Raw genomic sequence first — 15,348 nt, 5'->3', positions numbered from 1 at the left:
GGGAGAGATGTCGGAGTACGTCGTTCTTTACAAGGAACGCGTGCCACTCGGCTGGGCCCACCGCGCGGTCCGCGAGGCCGGCGGCAAGATCGTCCATGAGAACCGCGACGTGGGCGTCGCGACCGTCCGCTCGGACAACCCCGAGTTCATCCACGCGGTGATGAACGAGCGGGCGCTGGACGGCGTCGCGCACAACCGGGTCATCGGCGAGGCGCCGAAGACCAAGAAGAAGGCCGCGAAGGTCGAGCGGATGACCGGCACCAAGAGCACGCTGTCGCTCAAGGGCGCCCCGTCCAAGAACGAGGAACCGCTCGCCGACCTGCAGTGGGACATGAAGCAGATCCACGCGACGGCGAACGGCTCGTACAAGAAGGAGCCGGGCGACAAGCGCGTGCTGGTCGGCATCCTCGACACCGGCGTGGACGGCAGCCACCCCGACATCAAGCCGAACTTCAACCGCAAGCTGAGCCGTAACTTCACCCACGACATCCCGACGGACGCCAACGGCAACGAGGTCGACGGCCCGTGCGAGTTCACGTCGTGCGTCGACCCCGTCGACTGGGACGACAACGACCACGGCACGCACGTCGCGTCCACGATCGCCTCGCCCCGCAACGGGCTCGGCATGGCGGGCGTCGCGCCGAACGTCTCGATCGTCAACCTGCGCGTCGGCCAGGACTCCGGCTACTTCTTCCTCCAGCCGACCGTGGACGGCCTCACCTACGCGGCCAAGAACGGCATCGACGTCGTCAACATGAGCTACTACGTCGACCCGTGGCTCTGGAACTGCGGCAACAACCCGGCCGACAGCCCCGAGGACCAGCTCGAACAGCGCACGATCATCAAGGCGACGCAGCGCGCCCTGGACTTCGCGCACGACCGCGGCGTCACGCTGATCTCCGCGGCCGGCAACGACTTCGTCGACTACACCAAGACGAACGAGGACGCCAGCAGCCCGGACTTCCCGTCCACGCCGGGTGAGGCGCCGCACGACCGGACGGTCCCGGCGAGCTGCGTGTCGATGCCGTCCGAGGGCGACCACGTCATCCCGATCTCGGCGACCGGCCCGTCCACCCGCAAGTCGTACTACAGCAGCTTCGGCAACGGGTACGTCGCGGTGGCGGCGCCCGGCGGCGACAAGGTCGACAACGCGGACCAGCGAGCGGACGACAAGGGCGGCATCTGGGCGGCCTACCCCGAGCGTCTCGCGAAGGAGCGCGGCCAGCTGAACGCCGACGGCACGCCGAACGTGCCGAACATCATCCGCAGCTGCAAGGGCGACGACTGCGCCTACTACCAGTCGATCCAGGGCACCTCGATGGCCTCGCCGCACGCGGTCGGCGTCGCCGCGCTGATCGTCAGCAAGTACGGGCACCGGGACCGCCGCGGCGGCCTCACCCTCAGCCCGGACTACGTGGAGCGCGTGCTGCGCGGCACGGCGACCGCCAAGGAATGCCCGAGCCCGCGCACCTTCGAGTACGTCTGGTACACGTCGGCGGGCAAGCAGACGTCGACCCAGACGTGTGAGGGCTCCAAGGAGCAGAACGGCTTCTTCGGGAACGGCATCGTGGACGCGCTGAACGCCGTCGGCCACCGCTGATCCCACCGCTCGACCCACCCCAGGACGCGACCCCCGGCCCCGGCCGGGGGTCGTGTTCTTTGCCCCGCGCCGACCGGCTTGCGAGGCTGTCATGGACGGGCCGCGAGGCCGGAGACGGCGTGTGAGCCGCCCGGTGCCGAACCGGCTGCTCGATGTTCCGACCCCGGAGGAGGAATGATGGGTGAGTCCGACGGGCAGCGCGGAGACACTCCGGACGCGGAGGACGGTCCCCGGCTACCACCCCCGGAGCGGCAGCGGGCGCCGTTCGCGCGCCCGGTCGTGATCGTCGCCGCCGTCGTGATGGCCGTCCTGGTGACGGCGAGCGCGGTCGTCGCCGGCTACCTGGTGCTGCGGGACGAGCCCCGGCGCACCTCCAGTGAGGAGCGCGACGTGGCGGTGTACTTCTGCGTCGTCAGTTCGAGCAACGCCAAATGCAGGAGCCGGGACGCGGCGCAGGGCGAGAAGGACGTGGTCAGGCAGCATGTGGAGGGGATGGCCGGCGTGCTCCGCGTCGAGTACGAGTCGAAGGAGGAGGCCTTCGAGCGATTCGAGAAGACCTTCGCGGATCGCAAGGACCTGTTCGAAGGGGTCACCTCCGGCGACATCCCCGACTCGCTCCGCGTCCGCGTCGCCGACATCGAGGCCGCCGAGGCCCTGAAGGCGGAGGTGGAGGGCGTGCCCGGCGTGGACACCGTCGTCGTCCGGTCCCTTCCTCCCAGGACGTGATCGCCGCCCCCACCGGTCGTGCTCTGCTCTTTTAGGAGTTTCCGGGCGCGGAGGCAACCGGCGGCGCGCGGCGGCGTCTCTGAGACATGGAAATCGAAACGGTGCTTGCCGAGAGGGACGGCCCGGCGGACGGGACGCCCGGCGACGCGACCGCCGCGGTCACCGACCTGTACCGGGGGCACGCGCTCGGGCTGACGCGCCTCGCCCTGGTGATGGTCGGTGACCGCGGGACGGCCGAGGACGTCGTCCAGGAGGCGTTCGCCGGCCTGTACCGGCGCTGGTCCCGGCTGCGCGACCGCGAGAGCGCGCTGACCTACGTCCGCTCGGCCGTGCTGAACAGGTCGCGGACGGCGCTGCGGCGGCGCCGGAGGCCGTTCCGGACCGTCCACGAGGCGCCCGTCTGGTCCGCCGAGGCGGCGGCGATGGTCGGGGAGGACCGGCGCGAGGTCATGGAGGCGCTGCACCGCCTCCCGGCCCGGCAGCGGGAGGCGCTGGTCCTGCGCTATTTCTGCGACCTGTCCGCCGAGGAGATCGCCGACGCCATGGGGATCAGCCCCGGCACCGTCAAGTCGACCACGTCCCGGGCGATCGCCGCGCTGGGCCGGATCCTGGGGAGCGGGGAATGAACGCCACCGAAGAGCGTCTCAGGGACGCACTGAAGACCGTGGGCGACACCATCGGCCCCGCGGACGTGCCGGAGCCGAGGTTCGCGGCGCCGCGCCGGAGGCTGTCACGCCCGGCGCTGGCGGTGGCGGCCGTGGCGGCGTCCGCCGCCGTGGTCGTGGGGGGAGCGGCGCTCGGCGGCGTCTTCGCGCCGAGCAGCAAGATCGCCCCGCTGGCCTCGCCGCCGGCGTCCCCTTCGCCGTCCGCTCCGACGGCGCCGAAGATCACGGTGTTCCTCTGCCTGAAGACGTCCGCCAACCCGTCCTGCGACGGCAGGAAGGCGACCGGGCCGCAGAAGCAGGCGATCCGGCGGCAACTGGAGGCGGTCCCGTCGGTCCGCGGCGTCGAGTTCGAGAGCAGCACGCAGGCGCTCGAGCGCTTCGAGAGGCGCTTCAGGGACTCCCCGTGGGTCGACCGGATGCTCAAGCGCGGCGACATTCCGGAGTCGTTCAGGGTCACCCTCGCCCCGGGGTCGGACGGCAGGGACGCGATGAAGGCCGTGCTGGGCACGCCGGGCGTGGACACCGTCATCGTTGAAGGGCGCTGACCTCGGGCATGATGGGGCCATGTCGTACCGCGTCACGTTCGTCTGCACCGGCAACATCTGCCGCTCCCCGATGGCCGAATGGGTCCTGCGCCACCACGTCGAGGACGAGGGCCTGGACGTCGAGGTCGACAGCTCCGGCACCGGCGGCTGGCACGCGGGCGACGACGCCGACGAGCGGACGGTCGCGACGCTGCGGCGGGCCGGTTACCGGTCGGCGCACATCGCGCGGCAGTTCGAGCCGTCCTGGTTCGGCCGGTACGACCTGATCCTGGCGCTGGACGAGGGGCATCTGCGGGCGCTGCGCTCGATGGCGCCGGACGAGGCGGCGCGCGGCCGGATCAGGCTGCTGCGCGAGTTCGACCCGGACGCCGCCGGCGACCTCGACGTCCCCGACCCGTACTACGGCGGGCGCGCCGACTTCGACCTGGTCCTGGAGCAGGTCGAGGCGGCGATGCCCGGCCTTCTGGAGGAGATCCGCGCCGGGCTCAAGGAGCACTGAGTGCGCGACCGGCTGGCGGAGCTGCTCGGCACCGGGGTCGCGGGCGTGCGCGACCTCGGTTCCAGCCATTCCTGGACGCTGCACCGCGCGTCCCTCGCCGACGGCCGCGAGGTGTTCGTCAAGGCGGCCGCCGACCAGCCCGGGGTGTTCGTCGCCGAGGCCGCGGGCCTGCGCTGGCTGGGCGGGGCGGGCCCGCAGGCGCCCGTCCCGGACGTGCTCGCCGCCGACGACCGCATGCTCGTCCTGCCGTGGCTGCCGTCGTCCGCGCCGACGGCGGAGGCCGCCGAACGGCTCGGCCGCGAGCTGGCCGCCCTGCACACCGGCGACCGCCCGGACGCCTACGGCGCGCCGTGGGACGGCTTCATCGCCGACCTCCCGCTCGACAACACGCCGGACGACCGGGGCTGGCCGCGCTGGTACGCCGAACGCCGCCTCGAACCGTTCCTCCGCCTCGGCGCCAGGCACCTGGCGTCCGGCGACGTCCGCCTGATCGAGCGCGTCATCGTCGGCATCGACGACCTCGCCGGCCCGCCGGAGCCGCCGTCCCGGATCCACGGCGACCTGTGGTCGGGCAACGTCCTGTGGACGGACGGCCGGGCCCTCCTCATCGACCCGGCCGCCCACGGCGGGCACCGCGAGACGGACCTGGCCATGATGGCCCTCTTCGGGGCACCGCACCTCGAAACGGTCCTGGCCTCCTACGACGAGGCGGCGCCGCTGGCGGACGGCTGGCGGTCCCGCGTCCCGCTGCACCAGCTGCACCCGCTCCTCGTGCACGTGGCCCTGTTCGGCGGCTCGTACCGCGCGTCCCTGGTCGACGCCGCTCGTGCCGTCCTTGCCTGACCGCCTCCCCGAAGGGTGCGCGCGGCCCCTACGATGAGCCCGCGGCTCGCGACTTCACTTCGATGCGGTAACTCCACATTTCTGGGCGTATGCGGCGCCGTACATGAGGTAGAAACGACGGAGCGTTGGAGAGGCAGGTGCGCGGCGAACCCATGGCAGACGGCAGGCGCGAGGACCCGGGGACCCGGCTCGGCTCATGGAAGGGCCTGATCCCGCTCACCGCGGCCGCGGTCGCGGCGCTGTGCATCGGCGGCGGCGTGGACATGGTGCACCGCCACCAGCAGGGGGGCGGGGACGACGAGCACGAGGCGAAGGCGGCCGCGAAGGCGGAGCAGACCGACCCCCGGTTCGTCGTCGGGGTCACCGCCGAGGGCACGGCGCTGGTCGTCCGCGACGTCCACACCGGCGCGGACATCGGGCTGCCGGTGGCCCCGCCCGAGGGACGCAGCTTCCAGCGCGTCGCCGCCGTGAAGGACGGCTCGTACATCGTCGCGTCCTACGGCGACCGCAAGGTCACCTTCCAGCGCCTCCAGTTGGGCGACGACGGGAGCCCGCAGGACCTGAAGGACATCCCGGAGGCCGTCGTCCCGGGCGCCTCCACGTCCTGGTCGGACATCGCCGTCACCGGCGACCACGTCGCCTACGTCACCTACAAGGGCAAACGCAGCCGCGTGGACGTCCTGACCCTCAGCTCAGGTGCCCGCAAGACCTGGACCACCAAGTCACCCGGGCGCGTCGACAGCCTTTCGTGGTCGGGTACGACACTCTCCTTCGTCTGGAGCCCGGTCGGCTCGGCCAAACACCAGCTGCGCACCATCGACACCAGCGCCGCCGCAGGCGACCTCAAGCTCAGCAAGGCCGTCATGACCCTGCCCAAGGGCAGCGCCAACGCCGTCCTGACGCGCGACGGCGAGCAGGCCGTGGTCGGCACGGTCGCAAAGACCCAGCTGACCGTCCAGAACTTCGCGCTCACGGGCGAGCCGGGGAAGGTCCTGTGGCGCCAGAAGGTGACGGGCCCGCTCACCGACCTCGACATCGCCCACACCGGCGGAGGCGTCCTCGCGCTCGCGGGCGACCTCCACACGAGGGACGTCCCGGCCGTCCCCGGGAAGGACCTCGCCGACGCCACCTGGTGACGGACGTGCCCTCCGGACTAACGTGGGGCACACGAAACCGGGCGAACGGAGCGAAACCGTGGGCATGGTGATGGCCGTCAGCTTCACTCGTTACGGCCGGCTCTACTACCTCGACCCGGGCCCGCACACCCCGCGGGTCGGCGACAAGGTCCTCGTCCCGACCGACTCGGGCCCCGAGGTCGCCGAGTGCGTGTGGGCGCCGCAGTGGGTGTCGGAGGACATCGACGGCCTCCCCGAATGCGCCGGCCCCGCCACCGACGAGCACCTCTCCCGCGACGAGGCCAACCGCCGCCGCCGCGCCGAGGGACGCTCGATCGCCAAGCGCCTCATCCGCAAGCACGAGCTCCCCATGAAGGTCATCGGCGTCGACTTCCTCGACGCCGACAACATCTTCAAGATCTACTTCACCGCGCCGCACCGGGTCGACTTCCGCGCCCTCGTCCGCGACCTGGCCCGCGGCATCAAGGCCCGCGTCGAGCTCCGCCAGGTCGGCCCGCGCGACGAGGCCCGCCTGCAGGGCGGCATCGGCCCCTGCGGCCGCGACCTGTGCTGCGCCACCTTCCTCAAGGACTTCGAGCCCGTCTCCGTCCGCATGGCGAAGGAGCAGGACCTCCCCGTCAACCCGCTCCGCATCGCCGGCGCCTGCGGCCGCCTGATGTGCTGCCTCAAGTACGAGCACCCGCTCTACATGGAGTTCAAGGAGAAGGCCCCGCGCCTCGGCTCCCGCGTCAGCACCCCCGAGGGCGAGGGCCAGGTGATCGGCTACAACGTCCCCGGCGACCGCGTGACGGTCAAGGTGGGCTCCCGCCGCTGCTCCTGCCCATCCGCCTCAGTCTGCTCCCCGCGCCAGCAACACGACGAGTTGTACAACCCCGATCCGGGGGACGGTCCCGACTGAGCCGTGGCGGCACCTCGGTCGCTATCGCACAGCGCACGCAGAGTCTCGCTCAGAGTGACCGAGTGTCTTGCGTTTGCTGCGCTTGTTTCGCATAATGCGAATAGGAAGGGTCGCCGAGGGGAGGGGGACGCATGACAGACGTCCAGGTCAAGCGCGTCGAGCCGGGCGCCATCGACTCCGAGCAGGCCGCGCGGGCCGTCCAGAGGATCAAGGCGTATCTTCAGCGGCACCCTGACGAGCAGGCCATCAAGGTGATGGCCGAACTCGGTGGAGACGAGGCCCTGGTGCTCCCGCGCGAAGCGGTGAGCCTCCTCGCCTACATCTTGACGCAGGCGGCTGCGGGACGGGGCGTGTCGGTCATGCCGTCGCACGCCGAACTCACCACCCAGCAGGCCGCTGACCTCCTCAACGTCTCGCGCCCCTACCTGATCGGACTCCTGGAAGGGGGGACGATCCCGTTCAAGCGGGTGGGGCGCCACCGCCGCGTCCGGTACGACGACCTCATGGCCTACAAGCGCGAGTCGGAGGCCCAGAGCCGTGCCGCCGTCGACGAGCTCACCGAACTCGGCCAGGAGCTGGGGATCTGACCGTGACGTTCGTGGCCGTGTACGACGCGTGCGCGCTGTACGGCAACACCCAGCGCGACATGCTGATCCGTGTCGCCCGATCCGGGCTGGTCCAGGCCAAGTGGACGACCGCCATCCTCGACGAGATGCAGGAGAATCTCGCCGCCAACCGCCCGGACATCGGAGACGATAGAGGACGTACTCGACGAGCTTGAGCGGGCAGGCATGGTGGAGTCCGTCGCAGCCTTGCGAACTCGGCTCTGAGGCGACGCGAGCCCCGTTCTCACCTCGGCCCGAGGGGAAGCCCCGGCATCGGGTGTCAGGAGCGGAGGGCGGCGGATTTGCGGGCGGTCTTGATGGCTGCGGTCAGGTCGGTGATGTCGTAGGCGCCCATGTGGCGGCGGCCGTTGACGAAGAACGTCGGGGTGCCGGAGACGCTGCTCAGGTCGGCGGAGTCGACGTCCTCGGCGATGCGGTCGGTGCCGAGGCCGCGGCGCAGGTCCGCGCGGAACCGGTCGACGTCGAGGCCCAGGTCGGCGGCGTGGCGGACGAGGTCCTTGGGCCCCAGCTCGTCCTGGTGGCCGAGGAGCAGGTCGTGCATCTCCCAGAAGGCGTCCTGCTCGGCGGCGGCCTCGGCGGCCTGCGCCGCCAGCTGCGCCTGCGGGTGGACGTCGGTCAGCGGCAGGTGCCGCCACACGTACCGGACGTCCCCCTGCCCGGCGAGCAGTTCCCGGATGACGTCCTCGGCCTGCCCGCAGTAGGGGCATTCGAAGTCGCCGTACTCGACCACGGTGACCGGCGCGCGGGCCGGGCCGCGGACGTGGTCGCGCTCGGGATCGACCGGCGCGGCCAGGTCGACGATGGTCTCCGACGTCCCGAGCAGGGCGCGCAGCCGCCGCTTGGGCGGCAGCAGCCCGGTCAGCCGGACGACGACCCAGGTCACGATCGTGGCGCCCAGCGCGCCGGACAGGATGCCGATCTTCGCCTCGTCGAGCCGCGGGCCGGTGAAGGTGAGGGTGGCGATCAGCAGCGCCACCGTGAAGCCGATGCCGGCGATCGTGCCGCCGCCGCCGACCGCGGCCCAGCCGACCGGCGGGCGCAGCCGTCCCCCGCTGAACCGCGTCACGAGCCAGGAGAAGCCGAGCAGGCCGATCGGCTTGCCGACGACGTAGCCGACCAGGATGCCCAGCGTGACCGGCGAGGTGAACGCGCGGCCGAGGACGCCGCCGCCGATGGTGATCCCCGCGTTGGCGAGCGCGAACAGCGGGACGATCACGTAGCTCGTCCACGGGTGGATCATCAGCTGCAGCCGTTCGTTCGGCGAGATCGCCGCGGCCACCCCGGTCTGCGCCGACCGCGCGTACTCGGGCGTCGGCTGCTCCCGGAACAGCCGGAACACCTCCGTCGCCCGCTCCAGGTCGGTGCGCGCGGCGGGATGCGCGTAGGTCAGCAGCCCCATCGCCAGCCCGATGACGATCGGTTCCACGCCGGACGACTCCAGCGCCCCCCACGTGGCCACGCCGAGGATCAGGTAGACGCCGAACTGCCGGATGCCGGCGGCGCGGATCAGCACGATCACCGCGAAGATCCCGAGCGCCGCCAGCAGCGCCGGCGGCGAGACGTCCGCGCTGTAGAAGATCCCGATCACCGCGAGCGCGACGACGTCGTCCACGACGGTGGCGGTGAGCAGGTAGACGCGGAGCCGGGGCGGGAAGCTGCGGCCGACCAGCGCCAGCACGCCGAGCGCGAACGCCGTGTCCGTCGACATCGCGATGCCCCAGCCGTGCGCGGTGGACTGGCCCGCGTTGAACGCCAGGTAGATGGCGACCGGCACCATCATCCCGCCGAGGCCGGCGGCGAGCGGCAGCGCGACCCGCCGCCGGTCGCGCAGCTCGCCCATGTCGTACTCGCGGCGCGCCTCCAGCCCGACGACGAAGAAGAAGATCGTCATGAGGCCGCCGTTGACCCAGTCGCGCAGGTCGCGCGTGATGCCCGCGTCGCCGACCCGGATCGACGCCTGCGTGCCCCAGAGCCTCTCGTACGAGGACGCGTCGATGTTCGCCCACGCGAGCGCGGCGAGCGTCGCGGCCAGCAGGAACACGGCACCGCCGGTCTCGGTGCGCAGGAACTCCCGCAGCGGTGTCCGTAAGCTGCGCGCCCATGCCGTCTTCCCGGCGAGCGGCCCGGCCGCTTCCGCCCGATCTTCGGTCATGACCGCATCCTCACCGGTTCGCCCCCGCTTCTCGTCCCAAGAGATCGTCCAGAAAACACCAAATGGGTCAGGGTGATTCCAGCGCGGGGTGACGAGGTGTTCAGCGGGTTTCGACAAGCCTGCGTGGGGCGGAACCGGCTTCCCAGCTGGCGTCGTCGTGATTCTGCCGGACGGCCTCCGCCAACCTTGGCACCTTCGTCCCCTTGCCGGGGCCTCCCGTTTTCCGGACTATTCGGGAAAGTCGCCATTCTGGGCTCCCACAGGAGGACTCGTGAGACGCCGCACGCTCACGCTCGCCGCGACCGCGGTCACCGCCGCCCTGGTCGCCTTCGCTCCCGGCGCGTCCGCCTCCCCGGCGGCGGCCGCGACCGCTCCGAGCGGCGAAGGCGGGCAGCCGGTCTTCGCGCCCGGCGGCATCCGCTGCACGCTCGGCTTCAACGTCCGCCAGAACGGCACCTACTACTTCCTCACGGCGGGCGGCTGCGCCCAGGCCGGGCTGACCCTGTACGCCGACCCGGGCCTGACCGTGGAACTCGGCACCGTCGTCGCCGTCACCAACGTCGCCGTCGGGCTCGTCCGGTATGTCGACCCGCAGGTGGAGAGGCCCGGCAGCGTGCGCCTCTACCCCGGATCGCAGGACATCGCGTCGGCGGGCAGCCCGGTCGTCGGGCAGAGCGTGTGCCGCAGCGGTCCCACCACCGGCGTCCGGTGCGGCACCGTGACGGCGGTCAACGTCACCGTCCGGTTCCCCGAGGGGACGATCACCGGCCTGGCCAGGACGAACATCTGCGCGGAACCCGGCGACACCCCGGGCGCACCGTACTTCTCGGGCACCACCGCGATCGGCCTCGGGATCGGCGGCTCCGGCAACTGCACCAGCGGCGGCACGTCCTTCTTCCAGCCGGTCACCGCGGTCCTCGCCGCCTTCGGCGTCACCGTCTACTGACCGGACGGTCACCGAGGCGCCCGACACCCCTTGGCCCGGCGCCGTGATCACCGTACATTCGGCGTGGTGGAGGTGATCGGGATGGAACCCGGCGAGGTCTACGAGGTCCGTTACGGCCCGACGCTGAAGAACACGGCCCTGCTCATCGGCTCCGTGGTCCTGATTCTCGGATGCCTGCTGCCGGAGGTGCCTCTTCACATCCGCGTGCTCGGCGTCGTGCTGTTCGGTGTCGCCGGCCTGGTCTTTCTCGCCATGACGTTCTCGCGCAAGGTCGCCTTCCGTGCCGACGCCGAGGGCATCATGGTCGCCGGAGGCCCGTTCCGGTATCGGGCGTCGCTGCTGTCCGTCCCGTGGACGGACGTGAAGGCCGTCGTCCTGTGGAAGCAGTCTGCCGGGCAGAGCATTCCCTACGTGGGCGTCCTCCGGCACGAGGACCGGCCTGCCGGCAAGCCGGTCGGCAAGGCGGGCCGCCTCCTTTACGGGGCGGTGGCCGGTCACGTCCCCGCCGAGGTCGCCAAGGCGAGCCGGCAGGTGAACGGCTGGCGCCTCGACCGCGACCGGCTGGCCGCCGCGGTGGCGCACTTCGCCCCGGACGTCGAGATCATCGACCTGGGCTGAGCGGGCGCCGCGGGAGGAGTTGGGCCAGGGCCGCGGTGGCCGCGCAGAAGGCCATCACGGGGAGCAGGGACGTCTGGAAGGCGTCCGAGGTGCCGCCCGTGCCCCCGTAGAAGACGATCCCGACCAGCGCGACGCCGAGCGCGTTGCCGACCTGCTGCGCCGTGGACAGGACCCCGGCGGCCGATCCGGCATGCCGGTCGGCCACCCCGGACAGGACAAGCGCGGACAGCGGCGCCAGCACGAACCCCATGCCCGCGCCGACGAGCGCCAGACCCGGGATGAGCCATGCGATGCCGTGCTCCAGCGCGGCGATCAGCAGCAGGCACCCGGTCGCCTGCACGGCGGCGCCGAGGGCGAGGACCTGCCGTCCGACGCGGGCCGCGATGGCCGTGGCGCGGGTGGAGGCGGCGAAGTACCCGGCGCCGAGCGCGACGAACAGCAGGCCCGACTCCAGCGCGCTGAGCCCGCGTCCCTGCTGCAGGTAGAGGGCGAGGTAGAGGAAGAAGGACGCCATGGCCAGCGTATACACGAGGGCGAGGCCGCTGCCGACCCGGAACGAGCGCTCGCGGAACAGGCCGGGCGCGACCAGCGGCGCACCGCCGCGCCGGTCGAGCCGGTACTGGTACGTCGCGAACACGGCCAGCAGGAGGGCCGAGGCGGCGAGCGACGCCCACGTCCAGGCGGGCCAGCCCAGCCGGCGTCCCTCGATCAGCGGCAGGACGAGCGCGACGAGCCCCAGCGTGACCAGGACGGTTCCGGTGACGTCCAGACGGGTGCCCCGGGTGCGCGGTTGCGCCGGGACCGTCCGGCGGACCAGCGCCAGCGTCACCAGCCCGACCGGCACGTTGATCAGGAAGATGCTCCGCCACCCCGTGCCGAAGAGGTCGGCCTCGATCAGCGCACCGCCGATGAGCTGCCCGAACACGCCGCCGAGCCCGAGCGCCAGCCCGTAGGCGGTGAACGCCCGCGCCCGCCGCTCCCCGGTGAAGGCGCCGTTGATGATCCCGAGCACCTGCGGCATGAGCAGCGCCGCCGCGAGGCCCTGCGCGACCCGCGCCGCGATCAGCGAACCGGGCGAGGGGGCGACCCCGCACGCCAGCGACGCGGCGGTGAACAGCGCGAGGCCGAGCGCGTACATCCGGCGGCGTCCGAGCAGGTCACCGAGCCGCCCGCCGGTGATGAGCCCGCCGCCGAGCGCCAGCCCGAACCCGGCCACCACCCACTGGATCGCGGTGGCACCCGCGCCCAGGCTGCGCTGGATGTCGGGAATCGCCACATTGACGATGAAGAAGTCGAGCGTGGTGATGAAGATGCCGGTGAGCAGCACCAGCAGCGTCCCTGTGGACGCGCCGCGCGGACGCGCGGCCTCGCGCGCGCCGGCGGCCGGAATCGCGGTATGCGACATGGTCCCCCCAGATCGTCGTCTGCCCACGACGATCGCGCGCCCCCGCCCACGAAGGCGATAACGCCCGAGGTAATACCGTCCGAGCCTTACTCCCCGGCGCTGCTCTCGCTCTGGTCAGCGACATACGACCCTTTGCCGCGCGTGGTGACGATCACGCCTTCCTCGCGGAGCATGGCGACGGCCTTGCGGATGGTGCCGCGAGCGAGGTCGAACTCTGCTTCGAGGGCGGTCTCGGACGGAATCGGGTCACCGGGCGCCAAGGCGCCGGACTCGATGCGCTGGCGCAGGACGCCCGCCAGTTGCGCGTACTTCGGAACCGGCCCGTCGCTGATGTGGCCCATGATCACGACCATAGGCGGCCAGGCATGTCGCTACATAGACATGCCTATGCATGGACAGGCATAGACAAGACGTACTGTGACTGCATGACACCCCTCGGGAACGGGCGAGATGCCCCGCGCATTGATGGATGGACCGTCGTCCTTAGCGAGGACGGGCGTTTGTGGACGGCGACTCGGCCTGGCGGGTTGTCGGCGGCGCAGTTGGAGTACGGGTGCAGACTCCGCGTGACCGCCTTCGTCTTCGGGGAGTTGGAGGTGCAGTGCGTCGCCGAGAACATCAAGGCGGGCATCGTGTGCGCGGCCGAGCGGCTCGCCGAGCGGATGGCGGAGGCCGACCGGCGCCGCGCGATGGACGGACGTCATGACGGCCGTCGAACCACTGCCGAGCGGGAGCCGGGGGTGGCGCCGTGACCATGCTCGTCGCGGTGATGTTCCTCGGCGGTGCCGTGATGCTGGCGGGGTCCGCCGCGGTGCACGCGGCGGCGCGGCGTCCGGCGTACCGGGGGAGGCATCGGGCGACGTGGTGAGCCGGGCGCCGACCCTGTGACGTGCGGGGAAGCGGATGCAGGGGTGCGGTGAAAAACCGGGTGACCGACACCGACGCTGCGAAGGGTCCTAGATGACGAGGATGAGACCGCCGTGACCGCCGAGGTGCACCAGCACAGCGACCGGGCGATCATCGAGAGATCCCGCCGGGACCCGGAGGAGTTCGCCGCGCTGTACGACCGGCACGCTCCGGCGATCCACCGGTACCTCGCCCGGCGGCTCGGCCGCGACCTGGCCGACGACCTGATGGCCGAGACGTTCCTGCACGCGTTCCGGCAGCGCGACCGGTACGACCCCGAACGGCTGAACGCGCTGCCCTGGCTGTACGGGATCGCCACCAACCTGATCGGCCGGCACCGGCGCCGCGAGGTGCGGTTCTGGCGGGCCGTGGCCCGCACCGGAGCCGATCCGGCGGCGGGCTCCGCCGACGAGGGCGTGGCGGACCGGGTCGCCGCCGCGGGCGTCCGGCCGAGGCTGGCGGACGCGCTGAGCCGGCTGAACCGGGGGCAGCGGGACGTCCTGCTGCTGACCGCGTCCGGCGACCTGTCCCCGGCCGAGATCGGCGCGGCCCTCGGCATCGCCACCGGCACCGTCCACTCCCGCCTCAGCCGGGCCCGCGCCAAGATGCGCGAGGCGCTGGGCGGAATCGACCCCCTGGACACGAGAGAGGAACGGCACCATGGGTGAGCTCCAGCAGATGTACGACGAGGTGCCGCCGCCCAGCCCGGTCGTCCTGGCCGAGGGCCGGTCGCGGCTGACGACCCTCGCCCGGGACGGCGGGCGCCGCCGCGCTCCGCGCCGCCGGCCGTTCCCCGGCCTGCTGGCGGCCGGCCTTGCGGGCGCGGTGGCCGCCGGTGTCGCGGTGGCGGTGGCGGGCACGGACGGCGGTTCCGGGCAGATCCGAACGGTCAGCGCCCACGAGGTGTTCACGAAGGCCGCCGCCGTCGCCCGCGAGCAGCCCGAGTTGAACCCGCGGCCCGGCCAGTACCTCCACGTCCGGTCCGTCGTCGCGTGGGGGCCGGGCAAGGTCGCGAAGGGCAGGCCCGCTGGCAAGGAGACCAGGGATTCCTGGGTGTCGGTGGACGGCTCCAAGCCGGGCCTCCGGCGCGCCCCCTGCCGCGCGCGGCCGGCGAAGATCTGCTCCACCCCGATCCCCATCGAGGACGAGAGCCAGGCCGTGCCACGACCGGGCAGCCCCCTGTGGATGGTGCGCGAGCTGCCCGGACTGATGCGGCACTGGAGGTCGCAGACCGGCCCGTTCACGCCCGGCACCGCGCACACCCCCGGTGCCGTTGCCACCCCGCCGACCACGGGCAAGCCGTTCGGTGAGTGGAGCTGGTACGGGATGGGCGACCTCCTGCAGGGCTACCTTCCGCCGAAGCTGCGCGCCCAGGTCTTCGAGTTCCTCAGCGACGTCCCGGCGGTCCAGGTGGACGAGCACGCGACCGACGCCCTCGGACGTCCCGCCGTGGCGCTGTCCCTGAAGTCCGAAGGCGCCCGGCTGGCGCTGCTGTTCGACCGCTCCACCTACCGCTACCTGGGCAGTCACTACCTCGACCTGACGCCCCGGCCGCAGGGCATGGACCCGACCGGCGAGCCCGGCAGCGAGGCGGGCGAAGGGAAGATCACCATCCTGCGGGTCACCGTGGCCGATCACCTCCCCGGCCGCTCCTGACCCGCCCGCGGAGGCCCGGCATCCCCGATGCTGGTCGCCCGGGAGCAGCGAGGTGTCGCCCGACTCGAGGATGTTCACCCGCTTCAGCATCTGGCGGACGATGATCTCGATGTGCTTGTCGTGGATC

At 72.0% G+C, this 15,348-nt stretch carries 18 protein-coding genes; 15 read left to right on the top strand and 3 right to left on the bottom strand.

Annotated elements, in window-relative coordinates; genetic code table 11:
• Positions 1 to 7: 7 nt before the first annotated feature.
• The 10 genes from ABZ806_RS38215 to ABZ806_RS38170 all read left to right on the top strand — a co-directional run bounded on the left by ABZ806_RS38215 (position 8) and on the right by ABZ806_RS38170 (position 7,693).
• Complete coding sequence (locus ABZ806_RS38215) at positions 8 to 1,600, top strand: S8 family peptidase (RefSeq protein ID WP_500223245.1); 1,593 nt, start codon at positions 8 to 10, stop codon at positions 1,598 to 1,600.
• A gap of 177 nt (positions 1,601 to 1,777) precedes the next feature.
• Positions 1,778 to 2,326, top strand: coding sequence for a permease-like cell division protein FtsX (locus tag ABZ806_RS38210; protein WP_500223244.1), 549 nt, complete (start codon positions 1,778 to 1,780; stop codon positions 2,324 to 2,326).
• A 101-nt stretch (positions 2,327 to 2,427) separates the two neighbouring features.
• Positions 2,428 to 2,952 (top strand): SigE family RNA polymerase sigma factor, encoded by a 525-nt coding sequence (locus ABZ806_RS38205; RefSeq protein ID WP_500223243.1) that lies wholly within the window; start codon positions 2,428 to 2,430, stop codon positions 2,950 to 2,952.
• Positions 2,949 to 3,536: a permease-like cell division protein FtsX gene (locus ABZ806_RS38200; RefSeq protein ID WP_500223242.1), complete on the top strand. Its 588-nt coding sequence runs from the start codon at positions 2,949 to 2,951 to the stop codon at positions 3,534 to 3,536. Before ABZ806_RS38205 ends, ABZ806_RS38200 begins: the two co-directional genes overlap by 4 nt.
• A 19-nt stretch (positions 3,537 to 3,555) precedes the next feature.
• Positions 3,556 to 4,035 (top strand): low molecular weight protein-tyrosine-phosphatase, encoded by a 480-nt coding sequence (locus ABZ806_RS38195; protein ID WP_500223241.1) that lies wholly within the window; start codon positions 3,556 to 3,558, stop codon positions 4,033 to 4,035.
• The gene (locus ABZ806_RS38190) at positions 4,036 to 4,878 is read left to right on the top strand and encodes a fructosamine kinase family protein (RefSeq protein ID WP_500223240.1); all 843 of its coding nucleotides are present in this window, start codon (positions 4,036 to 4,038) and stop codon (positions 4,876 to 4,878) included. It begins immediately after the preceding gene.
• 152 nt (positions 4,879 to 5,030) lie between these two features.
• Positions 5,031 to 6,014 (top strand): hypothetical protein, encoded by a 984-nt coding sequence (locus ABZ806_RS38185; RefSeq protein WP_500223239.1) that lies wholly within the window; start codon positions 5,031 to 5,033, stop codon positions 6,012 to 6,014.
• 64 nt (positions 6,015 to 6,078) lie between these two features.
• Positions 6,079 to 6,912, top strand: coding sequence for a PSP1 domain-containing protein (locus ABZ806_RS38180; RefSeq protein WP_500223256.1), 834 nt, complete (start codon positions 6,079 to 6,081; stop codon positions 6,910 to 6,912).
• 131 nt (positions 6,913 to 7,043) lie between these two features.
• A complete protein-coding gene (locus ABZ806_RS38175) occupies positions 7,044 to 7,499 on the top strand; it encodes a helix-turn-helix domain-containing protein (RefSeq protein ID WP_500223238.1) in 456 nt (151 codons plus the stop codon).
• A 2-nt stretch (positions 7,500 to 7,501) separates the two neighbouring features.
• Positions 7,502 to 7,693, top strand: a complete 192-nt coding sequence (locus tag ABZ806_RS38170; protein ID WP_500223237.1) for a hypothetical protein — start codon at positions 7,502 to 7,504, stop codon at positions 7,691 to 7,693.
• 104 nt (positions 7,694 to 7,797) lie between these two features.
• Here ABZ806_RS38170 and nhaA read toward each other — a convergent pair whose 3' ends face one another.
• Positions 7,798 to 9,690 carry a Na+/H+ antiporter NhaA gene (gene nhaA, locus ABZ806_RS38165; RefSeq protein ID WP_500223236.1) on the bottom strand — a complete coding sequence of 631 codons (1,893 nt, stop codon included), beginning with the start codon at positions 9,688 to 9,690 and terminating at the stop codon, positions 7,798 to 7,800.
• A gap of 271 nt (positions 9,691 to 9,961) precedes the next feature.
• On the opposite strand from nhaA, the gene ABZ806_RS38160 reads away from it, so the two are divergent.
• Both ABZ806_RS38160 and ABZ806_RS38155 read left to right on the top strand, forming a co-directional pair.
• The gene (locus ABZ806_RS38160; protein WP_500223235.1) at positions 9,962 to 10,636 is read left to right on the top strand and encodes a S1 family peptidase; all 675 of its coding nucleotides are present in this window, start codon (positions 9,962 to 9,964) and stop codon (positions 10,634 to 10,636) included.
• A 66-nt stretch (positions 10,637 to 10,702) separates the two neighbouring features.
• Entirely contained in the window at positions 10,703 to 11,254 is a 552-nt protein-coding gene (locus ABZ806_RS38155; RefSeq protein ID WP_500223234.1) for a hypothetical protein, read from the top strand.
• Here ABZ806_RS38155 and ABZ806_RS38150 read toward each other — a convergent pair.
• The gene (locus ABZ806_RS38150; protein ID WP_500223233.1) at positions 11,238 to 12,659 is read right to left on the bottom strand and encodes an MFS transporter; all 1,422 of its coding nucleotides are present in this window, start codon (positions 12,657 to 12,659) and stop codon (positions 11,238 to 11,240) included. The genes ABZ806_RS38155 and ABZ806_RS38150 overlap by 17 nt on opposite strands.
• A gap of 86 nt (positions 12,660 to 12,745) precedes the next feature.
• Positions 12,746 to 13,000 (bottom strand): GntR family transcriptional regulator, encoded by a 255-nt coding sequence (locus ABZ806_RS38145; RefSeq protein WP_500223232.1) that lies wholly within the window; start codon positions 12,998 to 13,000, stop codon positions 12,746 to 12,748.
• Between the two features lie 225 nt (positions 13,001 to 13,225).
• Between ABZ806_RS38145 and ABZ806_RS38140 the strand changes: the two genes are divergently transcribed.
• The 3 genes from ABZ806_RS38140 to ABZ806_RS38130 all read left to right on the top strand — a co-directional run bounded on the left by ABZ806_RS38140 (position 13,226) and on the right by ABZ806_RS38130 (position 15,221).
• Positions 13,226 to 13,411: a hypothetical protein gene (locus tag ABZ806_RS38140; protein ID WP_500223231.1), complete on the top strand. Its 186-nt coding sequence runs from the start codon at positions 13,226 to 13,228 to the stop codon at positions 13,409 to 13,411.
• A 228-nt stretch (positions 13,412 to 13,639) separates the two neighbouring features.
• Positions 13,640 to 14,233: an RNA polymerase sigma factor gene (locus tag ABZ806_RS38135; RefSeq protein ID WP_500223230.1), complete on the top strand. Its 594-nt coding sequence runs from the start codon at positions 13,640 to 13,642 to the stop codon at positions 14,231 to 14,233.
• Complete coding sequence (locus ABZ806_RS38130) at positions 14,226 to 15,221, top strand: CU044_5270 family protein (protein WP_500223229.1); 996 nt, start codon at positions 14,226 to 14,228, stop codon at positions 15,219 to 15,221. Before ABZ806_RS38135 ends, ABZ806_RS38130 begins: the two co-directional genes overlap by 8 nt.
• Positions 15,222 to 15,348 lie beyond the last annotated feature (127 nt).

The sequence above is a fragment of the Spirillospora sp. NPDC047418 genome, from assembly GCF_040643275.1.
Taxonomy (GTDB): domain Bacteria; phylum Actinomycetota; class Actinomycetes; order Streptosporangiales; family Streptosporangiaceae; genus Spirillospora.
Note: the sequence above shows the minus strand (reverse complement) of the source record. Positions and strands in the feature narration are given on the sequence as shown.